General features: G+C 60.4%; 22 protein-coding genes. 3 read left to right on the forward strand and 19 right to left on the reverse strand.

Features of this window, described 5'->3' with window-relative positions:
- Positions 1–72 precede the first annotated feature (72 nt).
- From WNY80_RS13100 to WNY80_RS13140, 9 genes are all read right to left on the reverse strand, one after another.
- Complete coding sequence (locus tag WNY80_RS13100) at positions 73–1425, reverse strand: ferric reductase-like transmembrane domain-containing protein (protein WP_342887823.1); 1353 nt, start codon at positions 1423–1425, stop codon at positions 73–75.
- Positions 1426–1807: 382 nt separating this feature from the next.
- Positions 1808–2500, reverse strand: a complete 693-nt coding sequence (gene ung, locus WNY80_RS13105) for a uracil-DNA glycosylase (protein ID WP_342887824.1) — start codon at positions 2498–2500, stop codon at positions 1808–1810.
- Positions 2497–2979, reverse strand: a complete 483-nt coding sequence (locus WNY80_RS13110) for a molybdenum cofactor biosynthesis protein MoaE (protein ID WP_342887825.1) — start codon at positions 2977–2979, stop codon at positions 2497–2499. Before WNY80_RS13110 ends, ung begins: the two co-directional genes overlap by 4 nt.
- 1 nt (position 2980) lies before the next feature.
- Positions 2981–3238 carry a molybdopterin converting factor subunit 1 gene (moaD, locus tag WNY80_RS13115; RefSeq protein WP_342887826.1) on the reverse strand — a complete coding sequence of 86 codons (258 nt, stop codon included), beginning with the start codon at positions 3236–3238 and terminating at the stop codon, positions 2981–2983.
- On the reverse strand, positions 3235–3819 hold the full coding sequence (gene pgsA / locus WNY80_RS13120; protein ID WP_342887827.1) for a CDP-diacylglycerol--glycerol-3-phosphate 3-phosphatidyltransferase: 585 nt from the start codon (positions 3817–3819) through the stop codon (positions 3235–3237). The genes moaD and pgsA overlap by 4 nt, the downstream gene beginning before the upstream one ends.
- A 120-nt stretch (positions 3820–3939) precedes the next feature.
- Positions 3940–6036: an excinuclease ABC subunit UvrC gene (uvrC, locus tag WNY80_RS13125; protein WP_342887828.1), complete on the reverse strand. Its 2097-nt coding sequence runs from the start codon at positions 6034–6036 to the stop codon at positions 3940–3942.
- Positions 6037–6249: 213 nt separating this feature from the next.
- Positions 6250–7317 carry a hypothetical protein gene (locus tag WNY80_RS13130; protein ID WP_342887829.1) on the reverse strand — a complete coding sequence of 356 codons (1068 nt, stop codon included), beginning with the start codon at positions 7315–7317 and terminating at the stop codon, positions 6250–6252.
- A gap of 194 nt (positions 7318–7511) precedes the next feature.
- On the reverse strand, positions 7512–8276 hold the full coding sequence (locus WNY80_RS13135) for an SDR family oxidoreductase (protein ID WP_342887830.1): 765 nt from the start codon (positions 8274–8276) through the stop codon (positions 7512–7514).
- 46 nt (positions 8277–8322) lie between these two features.
- Positions 8323–9261, reverse strand: coding sequence for a calcium/sodium antiporter (locus WNY80_RS13140; protein ID WP_342887831.1), 939 nt, complete (start codon positions 9259–9261; stop codon positions 8323–8325).
- A gap of 277 nt (positions 9262–9538) precedes the next feature.
- On the opposite strand from WNY80_RS13140, the gene WNY80_RS13145 reads away from it, so the two are divergent.
- Positions 9539–10177 (forward strand): outer membrane protein, encoded by a 639-nt coding sequence (locus tag WNY80_RS13145; protein ID WP_342887832.1) that lies wholly within the window; start codon positions 9539–9541, stop codon positions 10175–10177.
- A gap of 95 nt (positions 10178–10272) precedes the next feature.
- Here WNY80_RS13145 and WNY80_RS13150 read toward each other — a convergent pair whose 3' ends face one another.
- The 3 genes from WNY80_RS13150 to WNY80_RS13160 all read right to left on the reverse strand — a co-directional run bounded on the left by WNY80_RS13150 (position 10273) and on the right by WNY80_RS13160 (position 12069).
- On the reverse strand, positions 10273–10932 hold the full coding sequence (locus tag WNY80_RS13150) for a DsbA family oxidoreductase (RefSeq protein WP_342887833.1): 660 nt from the start codon (positions 10930–10932) through the stop codon (positions 10273–10275).
- 90 nt (positions 10933–11022) lie between these two features.
- Positions 11023–11442, reverse strand: coding sequence for a hypothetical protein (locus WNY80_RS13155; RefSeq protein ID WP_342887834.1), 420 nt, complete (start codon positions 11440–11442; stop codon positions 11023–11025).
- 72 nt (positions 11443–11514) lie between these two features.
- Positions 11515–12069: a carboxymuconolactone decarboxylase family protein gene (locus WNY80_RS13160; RefSeq protein WP_342887835.1), complete on the reverse strand. Its 555-nt coding sequence runs from the start codon at positions 12067–12069 to the stop codon at positions 11515–11517.
- A 215-nt stretch (positions 12070–12284) separates the two neighbouring features.
- Between WNY80_RS13160 and WNY80_RS13165 the strand changes: the two genes are divergently transcribed.
- Entirely contained in the window at positions 12285–12845 is a 561-nt protein-coding gene (locus tag WNY80_RS13165) for a helix-turn-helix domain-containing protein (RefSeq protein ID WP_342887836.1), read from the forward strand.
- A 29-nt stretch (positions 12846–12874) separates the two neighbouring features.
- Here the strand turns inward: WNY80_RS13165 and WNY80_RS13170 are convergent, their stop codons facing one another.
- From WNY80_RS13170 to rlmJ, 5 genes are all read right to left on the reverse strand, one after another.
- Entirely contained in the window at positions 12875–13255 is a 381-nt protein-coding gene (locus tag WNY80_RS13170; RefSeq protein WP_342887837.1) for a diacylglycerol kinase, read from the reverse strand.
- Between the two features lie 2 nt (positions 13256–13257).
- Complete coding sequence (locus WNY80_RS13175) at positions 13258–13854, reverse strand: glutathione S-transferase (protein WP_342887838.1); 597 nt, start codon at positions 13852–13854, stop codon at positions 13258–13260.
- Positions 13855–13893: 39 nt separating this feature from the next.
- Positions 13894–14604: a ribonuclease gene (locus WNY80_RS13180; RefSeq protein ID WP_342887839.1), complete on the reverse strand. Its 711-nt coding sequence runs from the start codon at positions 14602–14604 to the stop codon at positions 13894–13896.
- A gap of 7 nt (positions 14605–14611) precedes the next feature.
- Positions 14612–15034 (reverse strand): hypothetical protein, encoded by a 423-nt coding sequence (locus tag WNY80_RS13185; protein WP_342887840.1) that lies wholly within the window; start codon positions 15032–15034, stop codon positions 14612–14614.
- A gap of 72 nt (positions 15035–15106) precedes the next feature.
- Positions 15107–15958, reverse strand: a complete 852-nt coding sequence (gene rlmJ / locus WNY80_RS13190) for a 23S rRNA (adenine(2030)-N(6))-methyltransferase RlmJ (RefSeq protein ID WP_342887841.1) — start codon at positions 15956–15958, stop codon at positions 15107–15109.
- Between the two features lie 85 nt (positions 15959–16043).
- On the opposite strand from rlmJ, the gene WNY80_RS13195 reads away from it, so the two are divergent.
- Positions 16044–18182: a molybdopterin oxidoreductase family protein gene (locus tag WNY80_RS13195; protein WP_342887842.1), complete on the forward strand. Its 2139-nt coding sequence runs from the start codon at positions 16044–16046 to the stop codon at positions 18180–18182.
- Positions 18183–18233: 51 nt separating this feature from the next.
- Here WNY80_RS13195 and WNY80_RS13200 read toward each other — a convergent pair whose 3' ends face one another.
- The gene (locus tag WNY80_RS13200) at positions 18234–18986 is read right to left on the reverse strand and encodes an SDR family oxidoreductase (RefSeq protein WP_342887843.1); all 753 of its coding nucleotides are present in this window, start codon (positions 18984–18986) and stop codon (positions 18234–18236) included.
- Between the two features lie 117 nt (positions 18987–19103).
- Positions 19104–19574: a MarR family transcriptional regulator gene (locus WNY80_RS13205; protein WP_342887844.1), complete on the reverse strand. Its 471-nt coding sequence runs from the start codon at positions 19572–19574 to the stop codon at positions 19104–19106.
- Positions 19575–19674: the final 100 nt, after the last annotated feature.

Below are 19674 nucleotides of genomic sequence, written 5' to 3' on the forward strand. Positions count from 1 at the left end.
GGGTCTCCGGCGCGCCTCGACCATATGCAAAAGGCGGCCTCCGGGCCGCCTTTTTTTATTTGGCCCAACCGGTCACCGCATGCTGAACAGCTCCTGGTGGAACCTGGTGTTGACGTCCAGGCCATGGGCGGCGAAGTCGGCCCTCAGCGCGTCGCCAAACCCGACCGGACCACAGAACCAGATGCTGGCGTCGCGCCAGTCTGGCACGTCCGCGCGGATGCGGTCGCCGGTGAGCCTGCCGTGCTTGGCATCAATCAGGACATGCAGGCGCACATCCGCATTGGCGGCGTCGTCCGCCAGCCTTGCCAGCGCGCTTTCGTCGAGATCGGCGGTGGAGTGGAACAGGTCGATGATCTGCGGGGGCGTCGCCGAACCGCTTTGTTTCGCCTGCGCAAGATATTTCATGCGCGAGACGAAAGGCGTGATGCCGATGCCGCCGCCGATCCAGATCTGGCGCGCGGCCCCGTCATCAAAGGTGAAGCAGCCATAAGGCCCTTCGATCTTGACCTGCTGGCCAATGCGCAACTTGGCTGCGAGCCGGCTTGTGTGATCGCCCAGCGCCTTGATGATGAAGGTGACTGTCGGGTTTTCAGGATCCCATGCAGAGGCGATTGTATAGGGGTGGGCGCCCTCCTGGCTGTCGGAGGTGGCAAAGGCAAACTGGCCGGGCTGGTGGCCGGGCCAGCCGGGCTGCAGTTTGATCCGGCTTTCCAGCACCCGGACACCCGGATACTGCTGAAGCTCGACAATCTCGCCCGTCACCTGACGTCCGTGCGCCACGCGCCGGAACAACACAATCACCGCCGCGAAGGTGCCGGCGGTCAGCAGTGCCGCGAGACCGATACCGAGCGGTGAAACCCAGTAGTCGAATTTCGTCAGCACCACGGTGTGAAACACCAGGACCAGATAGGCCACGGCGATGAACCGGTGGGTCTTGAAGAACAGCCGGTAGGGGATGAGCTTGATCAGTGCGGCGGCAATCAGCAGCACCGATGCGTAGAAAGCCCATTCACCAAGTCCTTCGGCGGGGTCGCGCAAGCCCGCCAGGAACTGTTCCACCGGGTTGGTCAAAGCTGGCCGCTCACCGCGCTCGGGACGTGTGAGCAGTCCGAGACCGATGGCCCATTTCGGTGTTTCCGACCACAGCCAGTGGATGACGGCAAAGGTCAGCCCGGAAATGCCGAGCCATTTGTGCAGCCGGTACATCTTGTCGAGCCCGCCCAGCCACCGCTCCGGCCAGCGCGGTCGCAGAGCCAGTATCATGGCGATGCTCATACTGCCCATTGCCAGCAAGCCGCTGTATTGCATCATGAAGCCGCGCAACGAAAACACGCCGTCGGCCTGAAACACTGCAGGGTCGGCCACCAGCCATAGAAGGCTGATCAGGATCAGAACACTCCAGAAGACAAGCTTGATATTTCTCACTGCCAAAATCCTTCTGCAAACACACATCCGCTGCCGGGAACATGCGTCCGGCCTGTCTCCCAGGGACATTCCGGTGGTAGGGCGATTTGCAACCGCGTGAGTTGTCTCAGATCAATTCCACGTGGGTTTTTTGGACAATTGTATCCGGCGCCCGCAAGGCGGACAGGGCGCGAACTGGGCCGGTTTGCGCCTGAAACCGCAGCAAGAGGTTTCTCCTGCTGCCCATTGGAACTATATTTTTTTTGAGTGATTCAAACTGTCGGGAAAATTGCGTAAAATTTTGAAATAAAACACAAAATAACGACAACAAATGCGTCAGCCCTCGCGAGAGAACGCTCATGTCGAAGAAATCGCAGATAATGCCGATGCGGGGTCGTTGCCGTCAGGCGAATTCCGGCAATTGCCAGTCGATCGGTTTCATGCCGTTTTTCTCGAGGAAGGCGTTGGCTTGCGAGAAATGCCGGCAGCCGAGAAAGCCGTTATGCGCTGACAGCGGCGAGGGGTGTGCCGCCTTGAGAACCAGGTGGCGGCTGGTGTCGACGAAGCCTGCCTTTTTTTGCGCATAGGCGCCCCAGAGCAGGAACACGACGGGATGCTCGAGTTCGTTGACCCGGGCAATCACGGCGTCGGTGAAGCGCTCCCAGCCGCGGCCGCGATGCGAGGCGGCAAGGCCGCGCTCGACAGTCAGCACGCTGTTGAGTAGCAGCACGCCCTGCCGCGCCCAGCTTTCGAGGTTTCCGTGCCCGGCCCGCGGGATGCCGAGATCGGCCTCAAGTTCCTTGTAGACGTTTTTCAGCGAGGGCGGCGTGCGCACGCCAGGGCGAACCGAGAAGCACAGCCCGTGCGCCTGTCCGTCGCCGTGATAGGGGTCCTGGCCCAGAATGACGACCCGGACGCTGTCGAGCGGTGTCAGTTCAAGTGCTGCGAAATACTCCGCGCGCTCGGGAAAGATCTGCTTTCCTGCGTCGGTCTCGGTTTTCAGAAAGGCCGTAAGGTCGGCCATATAGGGGGACGTCAGCTCATCCGACAGCGCGGCTTTCCAGCCGCCCTCAAGCTTCGGGAGCGCACTCGTCATGTGCGCCGCCAGCGGGCCTTGGCCTTGTCATCGGCATCCTTGGCCGAAACCCATTCCCCGGTGCCGCCGGCCTTGAGGTGTTCCTTCTTCCAGAACGGTGCATCTGTCTTGAGATAATCCATCAGGAAGGACGCGCCATCAAAGGCTGCCTGGCGGTGCGGTGCGGTTGCAACCACCAGCACGATGTTGCCGCCCGGTGGGATTGCGCCATGACGGTGGATGGCGGTGATGCCGGTCAGCGCAAAGCGTTTCACCGCCTCTTCGGCGATCGTGCGGATGGCGCGTTCGGCCATGCCGGGATAGTGTTCGAGTTCGAGAGCGGACAGCCGTCCGCTTTCATCGCGGCACAGCCCGGTAAAGCTGACTACCGCGCCAATGTCGGCGCGGTCCCGGGTAAGGGCGTCGATTTCGGATGAAATGTCGAAATCCTGCGTCTGGATGCGAACGTTGACAACCGGTTCCGGAGCGCTTGCCGTCATCTCAGCCTCCGGTCATCGGCGGAAACAGCGCGATTTCCTTCGCATCGCCGATGGCTTCGCCATGCTCGGCATGTTCCTCGTTGATGGCGGCACGGATCACCTGCGGAACCGCGAACGCTGCCGCGTATTCCTCGCCCAGCGTTGCCAGATGCGCAATCAGCTCACCCACCGTCCTGACGTCCGCCGGAAGCTCGATCTCTTCAGAGCTCTTGCCGATGCGCTCGCGCACCCAGGCGAAATAGACAATCCGCACGCTCATTCGTCCACCACATGTCTCAGTCCGGCCCGGAAATAGTCATAGCCGGTGTAAATCGTGATAATCGCCGCAACCCAGAGCAACCCGATCCCGATCTCCGTGGTGTAGGGCAGAACCTTGTCACCGGCGGGGCCGGCAAGCAGAAATCCCAGCGCCACCATCTGCAAGGTGGTCTTCCACTTGGCAATCCAGGTGACCGGCACAGAGACCTTCAGCGCGGCCAGATACTCGCGCAGCCCCGAAACCAGGATCTCGCGGCACAGGATGATGATCGCGGCCCAGATCGACCAGCCGGCAATCGTGCCGTCGGCGGCGACCAGCAGCAGGATTGCAGAAACCAGCAGCTTGTCGGCGATCGGGTCGAGCATGCGGCCGATATTGGAGGTCTGGTCCCAGATGCGGGCGAGATAGCCATCGAAGAAGTCGGTCACCGACGCGATGGAGAAAATCACCAGTGCACTCCAGCGCGCCAGATCGGAGCCGTGCAGCCGGCCCTCGATGAAGAAGCACAAGACGATCAGCGGGACGGCAAGAATCCGTCCGTAGGTGAGCATATTCGGTATGTTGAGCGCGCTTGACGCCATGGAGCACCCCGTCCGTATCAGGATTTTGCGCAAGATGCGCGTTGGCGAGCGGAAAGGTCAACCGCCTCTGCCCCGATTAACGTCTTAATGCCGCAGTTTGATGTCCGGTTCGGCATTCATTCACCGGTTTTCCTCGTGGAAATGATTGTAGACCAGTTCGGCCACGGTGCGCGAGATCCCCTCGACGGCGACAAGGTCGTCGATTCCGGCGCGCGACACGGCCTTTGCCGTTCCGAAATGGTGCAGCAGCGCCCGCTTGCGAGTCGGTCCGATTCCGGCGATCTCGTCGAGCGGATTGGCTACCAGCTCCTTCTTGCGCCGCGCCCGGTGGGTGCCGATGGCAAAGCGGTGCGCCTCGTCGCGCAGCCGCTGGATGAAATAGAGCACCGGATCGCGCGGCGGCAGGGTGAAGTCAGGCTTGCCTTCGACGAAGAACCGCTCGCGCCCGGCCTCCCGGTCCATGCCCTTGGCAACGCCGATGGCGGTAATCTTGTCGGCAATCCCGAGCTCTTCGAGAATGCTCCGCACCGCGCTCATCTGGCCCTTGCCGCCGTCGATCAGCACCAGGTCCGGCCAGGCCGGCATGCCTGCCGCTGCAACCGCTTCCGCATCGTCGCCCTCGGTTGCTTGCTCCGGTTTGACCGGGCCCTGGTCGCCATGCTCCTTGATCAGCCGGGAGAACCGGCGCTGCATGACTTCGCGCATCATGCCGAAGTCGTCGCCAGGGGTGATGTCGGTCGATTTGATGTTGAACTTGCGGTACTGGTTTTTGACAAACCCTTCCGGCCCGGCAACGATCATGCCGCCCACCGCATTTGTGCCCATGATGTGCGAGTTGTCGTAGACCTCGATGCGGCGTGGTGGATGCGGCAGGTTGAAGGTCTCTGCAAGCCCCTGCAGCAGTCGCGCCTGTGACGCGGTCTCGGCCAGGTTGCGGCCATGCGCCTCGCGCGCATTGTTGAGAACCTGCTCGACCAGTTCGCGCTTTTCGCCGCGCTGCGGCACGCTGATGGACGTCTTGCGATCCATCCGCACGCTCAATGCTTCCTCAAGCAGCGTCCTGTCCTCGAAATCATCGGACACCAGGATCATCCGCGGCGTCGGCTTGTCGTCATAGAACTGGCCGATGAAGGCGCCGAGAATTTCGCCCGGGGCCAGCGACGGATCGGCCTTGGGGAAATAGGCGCGGTTGCCCCAGTTCTGTCCGGTGCGGAAGAAGAACACCTGGATACAGGCCATCCCCGCATCATGATGGATGGCGAAGACATCCGCTTCCTCCACCGTCTGCGGGTTGATGCCCTGATGGCTCTGGACATGGCTGAGCGCCGACAGCCGGTCGCGGTAGACTGCCGCGCGCTCGAAATCGAGCTCTTCGGACGCCGCCTGCATCGCCGTCGCCATCTGGGTTTTCACCGCCTGGCTGCGCCCGGAGAGAAAGTCCTTGGCTTCACCAACCAGCTCGGCATAACCCTCGGCACTGATCTCGCCAGTGCAAGGGCCTGAGCAGCGCTTGATCTGGTAGAGCAGGCAGGGGCGCGTCCGGCTCTCGTAGACGCTGTCGGTGCAGGTGCGCAGAAGGAAGGCCCGCTGCAGCGCGTTGATGGTGCGGCCGACCGCGCCGGCGGAGGCGAAGGGGCCGAAATAGGAGCCCTTGCGCGAACGCGCGCCGCGATGCTTGAAGATCGCAGGTGCCTCGTGGTCGCCGGTCACCAGGATATAGGGAAACGACTTGTCGTCACGCATCAGCACGTTGAAGCGTGGCTTCAGCCGCTTGATCAGGTTGGCCTCAAGCAGCAACGCCTCGGTTTCGGTGCGCGTGGTGACGAACTCCATGTTGGTCGTCTGCGCAATCATCCGCGTGATACGGTTGGAGTGGCCGCGGCCCTGCGCGTAGTTCGTCACCCGCTTCTTCAGGCTCCGCGCCTTGCCGACATAGAGAACGTCGCCTGCCTCGTTCATCATCCGGTAGACGCCGGGCTGGTTGGGCAGGTGCTTGACGAAGGCCTGGATGACTTCCGCGCCCTTCAGGCCCGGCGTGACACCGGGGCTTTCGTTCCATTCCATGCCGGCGACATTGGCGACATCCGCGGGAAGGGGAGCCTCGACCTCGGTCTGCTCGTCGTCTTCCTGGTCTGTTTCCGCATAGATCACTCCGCCATCGGTCTGTCCGGCGGATTTTGACGGCTTTGGGGATGTCTGGTCAGGATCGCGAGTCATTCGGTGATCTTATCAACTTCCGGCGCGAGGTGGGCAAGAGAGGGGGCGCAGTCTTCTGTCATCTGGCGTCAGCAGTGCGACTTATCAAGCAGCTAATATGTGGTGGTAGGGCACCGGCCAGTCTGGAGGGACATTCCGAGCTCCGTTTCAGGCGTGTTTGCCGAAATACGGATGTCAGCTTCGACAAGGCTGCCTGCAAGCTTGGGTCACAGATCAAAGGAAAAGAAAGTAGACGTCATAATCGATCAGTTTTTTGCCATCGGGTGACCAGGTGGAGCTGATCGACATGCCGTAGGGAGTGAAAAACAGCAAACGGCGAAGAGGGCCATATTGGGAGAATTTTGGACCATTCTTGCTGATTGACCAGCTTGCAGTAACCCGCAATTTGCCATCCAGCCCCTTGTAGGGGCTGGCGCCGCTCATATCTTCCGGAACAGTCATTCCCTGGGCTTCAAACCATTCTGTGGCATGGGAAATGTCCGGATTGGACCCCAGAAGCCGGAATCCGCAGACTTCGGCTTCTGCAGAGTTCTCAATTTTGCTCCAATCCATTTTCTTCAGGTTTTCCGGCGACAGGCCTTCCATATCATCCGGAAGGCAGGACTTCGCGTCCGGGAACTTCAGCAAGGCAACCTTGTGGAACACCGTGAAATCCCGTTTACGCTTGTATTTGTACGGAGGAGTTCCTGCATCAGGCTCCGAGATGAAGCTCACCCAGACCATCTTCCCGGCATAAACAGCATGTCCGGAAAGCTGATAGGCCAAGAAGGCCACAATGGCATAGGCCAGCAAGTTCAGCGGCCGGTACCCGCCAAAGGCACGCTTGATCATGCCTGAGACAGTGTATGCAGGTTGCTGGCGCCACCTGCCGGCCTGTCGCCCTGCCAGCCACCAGAACACCTGACCCGCGATCAGCGCTGCGACAATTGCCGCCACGGCTCTGGAAAACACTCCAAAGAGTATTCCTTCGGCAAGAAATCCCGCAAGGACCCATACAGACAGGTAAACCCACCGCCTTGGCTTTGCACCGAATTCGAGAGCCATGAACACCAGGAGCAGGGGGAGGGTGCCGGCAAACAGATGCCACGGGGCCCGAAACATGGCGCCCCAGAACAGCGAGCCAATCGGAAACAGATATCCGGTCTGTTGATGGGGAACCCCGTTGCCGAGCTTCGACCAAAGGTCAGGGAATGCGTTGAAGGTTTCAAACAGGCCGGAGAAGACAATAATGCTGAAAGTTGTCGCGAGGAACAGGATCGTCAATCTGATGAGTGCATTCATGTCCGACCCGATCCGCGTGTTTCAACAAAATCCCAAAGGCAAAAAAAGCCGTTGGCAATCACGACCGGTTCACAGGCCGAAAATCACAATTGCTCATACAAGCCCGTGCAAGTGTATCCCCGAATTTAAGGGAAAATACCGATCAGATTCCAAATCGGCAGCAGGTTCAGCATTGGGCGTTTGCAGATTGAAAATCACTCCCCGACCCCGGTGACATCCGGTGTCTCCCACGCCAGATGCTGGCCGCCGTCGAGGGCGATCATCTGTCCGGTGACAGAGCGCGCTTCGTGCAGATAGCGGATGGTGGCGCCGAATTCTGAGAGTTCCGGTCCATGCCCGAGCGGCACAGCCGCTGCCTGGCGGGCGAAATCATCGGGATTTTGCCGTTCGTTGGCGAGTGTCGGTCCGGGGCCGATTGCGTTGACCCGGATCTGTGGCGCCAGCGCCTGGGCCATGGTCTGTGTCGCCGTCCACAGCGCCGATTTCGACAACGTGTAGGAGAAGAACCGCGGCGTCAGTTTCCAGACCCGCTGGTCGATGATGTTGATGATCAGGCCTTCGCGTCCTTCAGGCAGGTTTGCCGCCATGGCTTCGGCAAGGATTGCCGGGGCCTTCAGATGGATGGCGAAGTGCTTGTCAAAAAGCTCCTCGTCAAAGGCGCGGACATCGTCATTCTCGAATACCGAGGCGTTGTTGACGATGATATCGGGCGCCCGCAGCTGTTTGCGCACCTGGTTGTGCAGGTCGCGCACCGCCTTGCCGTCCGAAAGGTCGGCAATAAAGACCGCCGCCGCACCGCCTGCATCGCGAATCGACTGGGCCAGAGCCTCGGCTTCGGCGCCGCTGCGGTTGGCGTGAATTGCGATCTGGTAGCCGTTGGCGGCGAGATCCAGCGCGATGGCCTTGCCGATGCGCCGGGCGGCACCGGTCACAAGAACTGTCCCCTTGGAAGATGTCATGCTGTTTCCCGGTCCGTTCTGCCGCGCCTTTGCGGCATTTTCAGTTTCAGAACACCGAGATGATATAGGCCGAGAAGATCAGAAGCATAGCTATGCCGCCGAGCTTTTTGATCGGCACGTTCCAGTGCGCCAGCGCCACCACCAGCAGGCTCGCCGCCAGCATCACCCACATGTCGATCGAAACGATGCGCGGATCGACATCAAGCGGCAGGATCACCGAGGTGCCGCCGAGAATCAGGCCGATGTTGAAAATGTTGGAACCGACCACGTTGCCGATCGCGACCGCGCCCGATCTGCGCCATGCGGCCATCATCGAGGTCACCAGTTCGGGCAGCGAGGTGCCGATGGCGACAATGGTCAGCCCGATGGCGGTTTCCGAAGCCCCGAACATGCGGGCAAGATCGGATGCGCCGTGAACCGTCAGCCATGCCCCGATCGGCAGCCCGAGCATGCCGCCGGCGATGAACAGCGTGGTCCGCCAGGCTTCCTGCGGAAGATCGGCGACTTCATCATGATAATCAGGAACGCTGACTGCATCGCAATGCCGCGCGGCCTTGATCTGCCAGCCAAGATAGGCTGCGATCATAACCAGCAGGATCGCCCCGTCGAGACGGCTCAGCGGTCCCAGCCACATCATCACCATCAGCGCGACCGTCATGAAGACCATCACCATCAGCGATGTTGTCAGCCCGTTTTCGCGGCAGTTGATGCTCATCAGCATCGCCGGAGCCCCGAGCACCAGCAGCACGTTGGCGATGTTCGATCCGACCACATTGCCGATGGCGATACCCGAGACACCGTCGAAGGCCGCCTGCAGCGAAACGAACAATTCCGGCGCGGAAGTCCCGAAAGCCACAATCGTCAGCCCGATGATCAGCGGGTCTATCGACAGCTTTTCGGCCAGACCCACAGCACCGCGAACCAGGTAATCACCGGCAAAGACAAGGACGACCAGTCCTGCGATCAGGGTCAAGATGCTCAACATGCTTTGGAATCAACGCTCGCGGTTTGGATCGGTAAACGTTTCATATAGGCGGTGGGTTCTCATTCGCAATGGATGCGGGGCCAGAGCATGGGGAAAAATGTTGCCTGAAAACAACACTTGCCGCTGCCCTTTTTTGGCCGTCGTGTTTCCACATTCCTGCTTCTCGCCCGCCGCATTCGATCTCCATCTTGCAACTCGTCGGAGGCATGCATCCCAATGCCGCCGGTACTCATGGCCCGCTGTTTCGTGTCGGGCTTGAAATAACAAGGAGAATGACATGCGTATTCGTAAACTGGCACTGCTGGCCGCAGCCCTTTCCGTGCCGCTCGCTGGCCCCGTGCTGGCCGCGGACGCTATTATCGAACAGCCTCCTGAGCCGCCGGTCGCGGACGTAGCCCCCCAGGCCTATCTCTGGTCCGGCGGGTATGTTGGCGGCTATGGCGAGTACAAATGGGGCGAGTTCAGCACTGCTCCCACTCAGAATGCCAATGGTTTCGGTGGAGGCGTCTATGGCGGCTACAACTGGCAGTCAGACAACATTGTCTACGGTGCAGAAGCCGATCTCGGCTATTCGGGTGCCGATTTTTCCGCTGCCGGCCTGACCGGCAAGCAGGGCTTCAACGGCTCGCTGCGTGCGCGTATGGGCGTGGACATCAATCCATTCCTGATCTACGCCACCGGCGGTATCGCGGCCACCAATGCCAAGCTGACCAATGCCTCCGGCTCGGACAGCAACACGCATGTGGGCTGGACCGTCGGTACGGGCGCGGAAGCGTTCCTGACCGAAAACATCACCACCCGCATCGAATACCGCTACACCGATTATCAGTCGAAGAACTACAATCTCGGCGGCACCAACGTGTCGTCCGGCTTCGACGATCATTCGGTCCGCGTCGGTATCGGCATGAAGTTCTGATCCGTCAGACCCTGAAAATGCGAAAAGCCCGGGCGAATGATCGTCCGGGCTTTTTGATTTATGGCAGAGCGGCTCGCTGAAGAGCCGGAGTGGCGTCAGGCGTCAGCGCCGGCGCCGGTCAGCTGCTTGAGAATGCTGGTGTAGTTTTCGGTTCCCTGGGCGCCGGTGACGAGGTGCTTGCCCTCGAACACAATTGCCGGCACGCCGCGAATGCCCTGCTGCACCCAGAAGCTTTCCAGCTTCCGCACGTCCTCTGCATAGCGCTGGTCTTCCAGCACGGCCTTCGCTTCTGTCGCATCAAGCCCGACCTTGCTGGCGATATCGGCCAGAACATCAATGTCCGACAGGTCCCGCTGCTCGGTGAAGTAGGCGGCAAACATCGCCTGTTTCAATTCATGGCCGAGATTCTGGGTGTCCGCCCAGTGGATCAGCTGGTGCGTGTTGAACGTGTTGTACATGCGCATGTCGTCGGTGAAGTTGAATTCGAAGCCCAGTCCTGCGCCCAGCTTGGCCAGCCGTTCGCGGTTTTCGAGCGACTGCTCGCGCGTGCTGCCGTATTTCTCGGCGATGTGCTCGCCGAGGTTCTGGCCTTCGGCTGGCATTTCCGGGTTGAGTTCGAACGGATGCCAGTGAATTTCATGCGCGGTGCCGGTGGCGTCCAGCGCCTGCTTGAGCTGGCTGTAGCCGACGATGCACCATGGGCAGACGACATCCGAAATGATGTCGATCCGCAGCGGTTGATGTGTCTGTGTCATTTTGGTTCCGATCGTCTGACGTTTGAACAATGGCTTTTGCCACAGGTAATGCGCGGAGTGAAAAATACCAGCGCTGGTCTCATCGCCGCGCTATCGCCCTGCGACGTCCCGCTCGCCCCTGAACCATTTGACCGCATCAGGGTAGTCGAAGATCAGCGAGACCAGGTCGACGGCAAACAGCGTCCACAGATAGATGCCAAACGGACCCTCAAGCGGTGGCTGGATGATCGCGATGAGCACCACAAGCAGCGTCCACGGTATCAGGTGCGGCACGGCCATGAACTTGGAAAACCCGCGCTCGCGGACCATCACCGGCAGGTTCAGAACCATCGCGCCGTTGGCCAGCAGCGCTATCCATAATCCCGCCGGCTCGTGGGTAAAGGCCGCGCTGGCCATGTTCACCGGCATCAGGATCAGGGCCACCCAGATCTGCACCCAGCCGGGCAGGGACCGGAACGAGTGCCAGATGTCGGCGATCAGCGGTTTTGGTGCGGCAGGTGCTGGGTTCATGGCTCAAATCCCTCTGACTGGCGTTGAGGTGAAATGCACGGGCCCGGTCTTGCCCGGGCCCGTGCAATCAGATCAGGCAGCCTTCTGCCAGTCAAATTTCTGGAACGGTGCATCGACCGGGGTCTGTGCAAGGTGGTTGGTGTAGTTCGACATCACCTTCTGCGCGACGCCGAGCACCACTTCGAGAACCTGGCGTTTGGTGAAGCCGGCATCGAGAAATGCCTGGACCGCTGCATCATCGACATTGCCGCGGTTGCGCACAACGTTCAGCGTAAAGTCGCGCAGTGCTTCCAGGCGGGCGTTCGGCAAGGCTGTTTCATTGCGCAGCGCATCGGTGATCGCGTCGTCAACCTTCATGCCCTTGGCGATGGCGGTGTGGGCCGGGACGCAGTAATGGCAGCCGTGTTCGACATTGACGCTCTGCCAGACGACCGTCAGTTCGTCCTTGTCAAAGCTGGAATTGAGGAACTGCTCGTGTACGTAGCGGTAACCTGCCAGCAGACCGGGGGCTTCCGCCATCGTGCCATGCAGTCCGGGGATCATGCCGTTCTGTTTCTTCGATTCAGCCAGCATCGCCTGGCTCTCTGCGGGAGCAGTGGTCTCGTCGTGGATTGGGAAGTCGGTCATGGCAGTCTCCTGGGAAATGGATGTGCGTCCCGTTGCGGACGTCGCCTGTATATGGCCACATTGAGTGATCGCTCAATGATTGATTTGAGCGTTCACTCAAACGTGATGGCGAGGTCCGGCACGCCTTGCGAGACAAACCCGGAAATCTCGCCTATCTATGGGCCATCATGAAACGCGCCCGACCATATGACCGAGACACCGCACTGGATGCGGCCGTGAACCTGTTTTGGATCAAGGGGTATCACGCCACCTCGCTCAAGGACCTTGAGTCCGCGCTGCACATGAAGCCGGGCAGCATCTATGCGGCCTTTTCAAGCAAGGAAGCCCTCTACCTGGCAGCGCTCGAGCGCTATTTCGAAATGTCCCGGAAAGGCTTTGCCTCGCACATGCAAGGTGCGGAGTCGCCGCTTGCGGCGCTGTCGGAGTACCTGTTGCAACTTGTCCGGTCGCGCTCGGAAGACCACCAGGGCAGGGCCTGCATGCTGGTCAAGACGCTGATCGATACCACGGCGACGGATACCGATATCGCCGATCGGGCCAATCACTATATCGAGGAAATACAGGCAGATTTTGCCGCCGCATTCGATCGCGCCAAGGCCATCGGCGAACTTCCGCAAGAGCTTGATTCCAGGCGCTTGGCCAGGCGCTACCAGTCAAACATCAACGCGCTGAGGCTCGAATTGCACCGCGGCATGGAGCAGGCGGACCTGACCGCGCTGGCCGAAGACATGGTTGAGGATCTGGAGCGGTTGCGGGTCGCATCTGTAAAGGCCTGAACCATCATCCTGCTGGAATGGCTGAGGACTTAACCGGCGATCAACGGCCAGCTTGTCCAGAGCACGAAGCCTGCCCAGATCGCGTTGGCCAGCAACAGGCAGAACACCGCGAACGATCCCAGGTCCTTGGCATGCTTGGCCATTTCGGAGTAGTTCGGCGAAGCGTGATCGGTGATTTCCTCCACCGCGGTGTTCAGGGCTTCGATCGATATCGTCAGCAGGAAGAGCAAGCTGGCTCCGACATATCCCCACAGCGGCGCACTCACCAGTGCAAACACACCCGTGATCAGCACGAAGGCCAGTACCTCGTGCCGGAATGCGGTCTCGCCCCATAGACGCCTGACGCCACCCAGCGAATAACGCGCGGCGGCAAAGACATGGGCAATCCCGACCTCTTTGTCAGGCCGCACGCTCACGCTTTTGGCAACATGGCATCGAGTTCGGGAAAGCTGGCCGCGAATTTGGCGCTCCAGCGCTTGAGCTTTGGCCGCCCGCGTTCCCACTGTCCGGAAAACCGCAGCGACAGGTAGCCAAGCATTGCCGCCGCTGCAAAGTGCCCGCCGTTCGGCACTTTGGTGATCCGTGGCAAATTGGCTTCCAGATGATCAAGCGCGCGCGTCGCCTTCGTCCACTGCTTGTCGATCCATTCCTGGTGGACGATCTCCGCAGGACGGAACCGCCGCTCGTACATGATGGCAATCAGACAATCGCAAATACCGTCGCACAGGGCTTCCATGACCTCGGCTTGCGTCCGCTTGGCGGCATTGCGCGGAAAGATTCGTTTGCCGCCGGAGCGGTCGAGAAACTGCATGATGGCGCGGCTGTCGTAGATGGCCTGGCCTTCATCGGTGATCAGTGTCGGGATCTTGCCGAGCGGATTGTTGTCAACCAGTTCGGCCGGCGCCACATTGGTATCGGTCAGCACCGCTTCGGCATCGATACCGGCGAATTTGGCCGCCATGCGAACCTTGGCCGAATAGGGGGATGCAGGCGAATAGAGGATTTTCATCGTGAGTTCTCTTCTTTTCGTAAAAACGGCCTGCAGCACTCAGCCCGGCTCGGGAACATTGAGATCCTTGATCTTGCAGCCGGTGCGGTCAATCTCGCCACAGGCGCGATACTCAAGTGATGGTGTCATGCAGATGCGCACTTCGCGCAAGAGGCCGCGCTCGCACTGGATGGCGATTGCGTTGCGTTTCATGCCCGGATTGGCGGCGATGAAGGCATCTTCGGCCTCCAGGGCGTCGATCTCGGCCGGCAGGTTTTCGAGCGCGAATTCTTCGGGCACCTTGACCCGTGCCCGTGCCGCCCGCAGCGCCTTCAGGTAGTTGGCCTGGGAAAGCCCCGAGCACGACCCGTGCTTGCGCCACTGGTGACCGATCAGCCCCATCGTCGGCACGATGTCGAGATAGTCGCGGCCCAGGCTGGAAGGCACCCGGTCGGGTTCGCGTGACGGGCAGAATTCCGGATAGCCCGATTCAAATTGCGGCCAAAGCCCGTGCACGACAAAGCCAAGGTCGCGGTCCTCGGCGCATTGCTGCCGGTTGGCGCGATCGCCTTCGACCAGGCAATAGGCGGGCGACCAGGACAAGGCCAGGACATAGAAATCGAACCCGGATCCCAACGGCGCATCGCTGGTTTTTGCCGCAGATACGCTTGTATCGGCCTGGGCCGGCGGTGCAGCATCATCCGAGCAGGCAGCAGCAAGCGCCAGCACCGGCAAGGCCAGCAGGATCCTGAGCAGATTGGCCTTTATCATCGCCCGGTCAGCGAACCGACCTGCACCAGGCGCCGTGAACCTTGAACGGATCCAGCCCGGAGATGCAGAACTCGACATTGTCTCCCAGGCCGGCAAATCCCATGCCGCCTTCGATGAGCCACCAGATCGTGCGCTTGTGGCCATCATTCATGTGGGCTGTCCCGTGGCAGTAAAGCCTTGGAATGCTTGCGACCTGATAGCCGTCGCCGAAGCGATTCCGGTGCGCGCGCTCAATGCTCTCGATGGCAAGGCCACGCTTGAGAACGTGATGATCGGTCCAGACAAACCGCTTCTGGATGTATCTGAGTACCTGCGGTGCATCGCAAGCCGGGAAGTTTCCGCCACTGAAGGCCAGGGCAGGACTTGCAAAACTCGAAAGCGAGAAACCAAGCGTTGCAGCGAATGCGATAATCAGGCTTTTCATGGTCATGACAGGTCCTCCAAACAGGATGCGAGTCACGGTATAAAGTGTGCCACCACACTTGGGCAAGCCGGAACGGGTTCAGCTCTCTCCAACCAGCATCCGTATCTCGGCTGCCGCACCCGGACCCTGCGCCAGCAGGGTAGCGAGTTCCGGCAGCACGGCTTTCAGTTCCGCCTCAAGCGTAAATGGCGGATTGATGATCACCAGCCCCGAGCCATTGAGCCCCGGCGCGGTGGTGTTGTCCCGCGCCAGCATCCGCACCGTAAGCGTGCGCGGCCTGCCGAGCGCTATCAGCTTCTTGTCGAAGGCTGCCAGCGGACTGTCCGCCTTGATCGGGTGCCACAACATGTAGGTGCCGCCCGGAAACCGCCGCGTGGCACGCGCCAGCCCGTCGATCATCCGGTCATATTCACCGTCTGCCTCGAACGGCGGGTCGACCAGCACCAGGCCACGCTTTTCCTTCGGGGGAAGATGCGCGCCGAGCGACAGCCAGCCATCGAGTTCGATCACGCGAACCTGGAAATCCCCTTCAAACGCACTTCTGAGCCGGGCGGCATCATCCGGATGCAGCTCGATTGCCGTCAGCCGGTCCTGCTTGCGCATCAGCAGCCGGGAGAGCTTCGGGGAACCGGGGTAGTGACGGATGCCACCATCCGGATTGAGTGTCTCGACGGCTTCCAGCCACGGCGCCAGAAAGGCCCTGAGTTCCGCCGACAGCTCCGCATCGCTCAACCGGCCGACGCCATCGCGCCATTCACCGGTTTTCTGCGCCTCGTTCGAGGACAGGTCATAGGTTCCGATACCCGCATGGGTGTCGATCACCCGGAACGCCTGATCCTTGCGCTTGAGATAGGTGATGATCTGGGCCAGCACCGCGTGCTTGAGCACATCGGCGAAATTGCCCGCGTGATAGCTGTGACGGTAATTCATCGTCTGACGTTATGTGTCCCTGAATTGATCTGATGCAGCACGGTGTGGCGTGGCGCGGCGTCGTGAATTCTCTTATAGAGAAAGCATGAACGACGCGACCCCCATTGATTCCGCCCTAGGCGATTCCGGCGCAGTAACGGCCATCGGCCATTCCGCATGCCCGCATGACTGTCCGTCAACCTGTGCGCTGGAGGTCGAGCTGCTTGCGGGAAACCGCATCGGCCGGGTGCGCGGCGATGCGGCAAACAGCTACACCGCGGGCGTGATCTGCGCCAAGGTGGCGCGCTATTCCGAGCGCCTCAATCATCCGGACCGGCTCATGAAGCCATTGATCCGCTCGGGCGCCAAGGGCGAAGGGCAGTGGAAGGAAGCCAGTTTCACTGCCGCTCTCGATCACATTGCCGAAAACTTTGACCGGGCGGAGGCAAAATTCGGCTCCGAAACGGTGTGGCTGAACTTCTATGCAGGCACCATGGGGCTGGTGCAGCGCGACGGCATCCACCGGTTGCGCCACGCCAAGCGCTATTCCAACCAGTTCGACAGTTTTTGCACCAACCTGGCCTGGACCGGGTTTGCCATGGGCGCCGGCGCGCTGCGCGGACCTGATCCGCGCGAGATGGCAAAATCCGATTGCGTGGTGATCTGGGGCACAAATGCGGTCGCCACCCAGGTCAATGTCATGACCCACGCCATCCGCGCCCGCAAGCAGCGCGGCGCCAGGATCGTCGTCGTTGACGTTTATGACACGCCGACGATGAAGCAAGCCGACATCAAGATCCTGCTGAAGCCGGGAACCGACGGGGCCTTTGCCTGTGCGGTGATGCATGTGCTGTTTCGCGACGGCCTGGCCGATCGCGATTATCTCAACAAATACAGTGACGACCCGGCGGGTCTTGAATCACATCTGCAGAGCCGCACACCCGAATGGGCGGAAGCCATTTGTGGTGTGCCGGTGGCCGAGATCGAAGCCTTTGCGCGTCTGGTCGGCACCACCAAGCGCACATTTTTCCGGCTCGGTTACGGCTTTACCCGTCAGCGCAATGGTGCCGTCAACATGCATGCGGCGCTGTCGCTCGCTATTGTCACCGGCAGCTTTCAGTATGAAGGCGGCGGTGCGTTTCATTCCAACTCGGATCTTTTCAAGCTCGACAAATCTTTGCTCGAGGGCCGCAAATATTCCGATCCGGGATTGCGCTGGCTCGATCAATCCAGGATCGGCCAGGTGCTGACCGGAGAGGCCGAAGCGCTCAATGGCGGCCCGCCGGTGACAGCCATGTTGATCCAGAACACCAATCCCGCCAATGTCACGCCGGAACAGCGCAAGGTCATCGAAGGCTTCAAGCGCGAGGATCTTTTCGTCGCCGTCCATGAGCAGTTCATGACTGACACGGCGAAATATGCAGACGTTGTTTTGCCTGCCACGATGTTTCTCGAACACGACGACATCTATCGCGGTGGCGGTAACCAGCACATCACTCTTGGGCCGAAACTGGTCGAACCGCCCGAAGGCCCGAAACCCAATCATTATGTGATCGAGCAACTGGCAAAGCGTCTGGGCGTGAGTGATCGCGAAGGCTTCGGCCTGACTGAACGTGAACACATCGACATCATGCTCAAAAAGCGTGGCTTGGGCGATTTCGACAGCTTTAAGGCTGACAAATGGGCCGATGTGCAGGTCGACTTCGAAACCGCACATTTTCTCACCGGTTTTGGCCACAAGGACGGCAAATATCGCTTCCGGCCTGACTGGACCGGCACCCCGGCCGCCAACAAGCCGCCCAGGCGCATGGGTCCGCAGGGGCCTGTAGAGCAGTTGCCCGAATTCCCGGACCATGTCGAGCTGATCGAGACCGCCGATGCCGACCATCCGTTCCGGCTGGCAACATCGCCGGCACGTTCGTTCCTCAACTCCACCTTCGCCGAAACCGCGTCTTCAAAAGCCAAGGAAAAGCGGCCCGAACTGCTGATCCATCCCGATGATGCAGCCAAGCTCGGGATTGCCGATGGCGACAAAGTGCGGCTTGGCAATACTCGCGGCGATCTGGCCATGCCTGCCAAACTCGATTCGGGCCAGCGCCGCGGGGTCGTCATCCATGAAGGCCTGTGGCCCAATTCCGCTTTCGAAGGCGGCGAGGGGATCAACACGCTCACGGGTGCTGATTCCTGTGCCCCCTATGGTGGCGCCGCATTTCACGACACACGGGTGTGGGTGCGACGAATCTGATGCTTTTTGAGTGTCAACGGCCTGCCGGCATGACACCGGCAGGCCGTTGGATCAGGTCTTGTTGATTGAATTGCCTCCGTCAGCCATCAGTGCACTGCCGGTCACAAACGATGAGTCGTCGGACACCAGAAACAGTGCAGCGCGGGCGATTTCTTCAGGCTCAGCCATCCGCTTGAGCGCATGCAATCCTTTCACCCAGTCATGAAACGCGGGATCATCGCCCGCCATCGCGGTCTTTGTGCCGCCGGGAAGCAGCGCGTTGGCGCGAATGCCTTCGGCACCATGTTCGGCAGCGAGTACCTGGACAAGGCCGATCAGCCCGGCCTTTGAGGCGGCATAGGCGCCCATGCCCGGGAGGCCGATAGCGTGACCGACAAAAGATGAGGTGAAAACAATCGAACCACCACCGCGCAATTTCACCGCCGGGATCTGATGCCGAGCTGCATGAAATCCGCCGGTCAGGTTGGTGGCAATCACCATCTCCCAGTTTTCAGGTGACATGTCCGGGATTGGGCCCATTTCGCCGGTGGTTCCGGCATTGTTGAAGGCGCCATCAAGTCCGCCGAATTCGGAGATTGCGAGATCAACGAGCGCCTTGTGATAATTGCCGTCGGCGATGTCACCGGCCAGCCATTTCGCCTTGCGGCCGGTTTCGCCGATCTTGCCGGCGATCAATGCCAGTTCGGTCTCCCGGCGTGCGCCAAGCACGAGATTGGCGCCTTCAGCGGCAAAAAGTTCGGCTGCCGCCGCGCCGATCCCGCTGCTGGCGCCGGTGATGATGATGGTTTTTCCCTCAAGTCGCATTGTGCTCTCCTGTGTTGCGAGAGCTGATGCTTAGGCAGAAGGGAGAGGGCCAGCCACCCGATTTAGGCACCCGAAACCAGCAGGTAAGGGAGATAGACTTGATTGAGATGGAACGATTTAGCTTTGTGGTTCGATTGGCTGCTTCAGCAGCGCGGCGCGAACGGTGCCCAGCACGGCATGCAGCTTGACGAGGTCGGCAAGCGGCAATCCGAAGGCTTCCATGATACAGTCGGGAATGTGCTTTGCTGCCTGATGCATCCCGGCGCCGGTTTCGGTCAACGTCACTCGAACCTTGCGTTCATCGGCTCTGTCACGCTTGCGCGTGACAAGACCTTGGGTCTCCAGTCGCTTGATCAGTGGCGTTAACGTTGAGGATTCCAGATGCATCCGCTGGCTGATTGCCCCCACGGTCAACCTGTCGCCCTCCCACAAGATCAACATCACGAGGTATTGCGGATAGGTCAGCCCGAGCGGCGCGAGCAGCGGCTTGTAGACCTGGCCGACAGCGTGGTGGGTGGAATAGAGGTCAAAGCAGAGCATCTCCTCCACCGCCATGTCGCGGCCCATGGCCTTGGGCTGTTCATTCATTGTGAAAACTCCGTTGCAGGCGGACATTATTTCGCGCGCGAGCCAATCGCAAGCGCTTGACAGTTGTGCGCAAGTGGCAACATATATCGCACACGATTAA

It is taken from the genome of Hoeflea sp. AS16 (assembly GCF_038900095.1).
GTDB lineage: Bacteria > Pseudomonadota > Alphaproteobacteria > Rhizobiales > Rhizobiaceae > Hoeflea.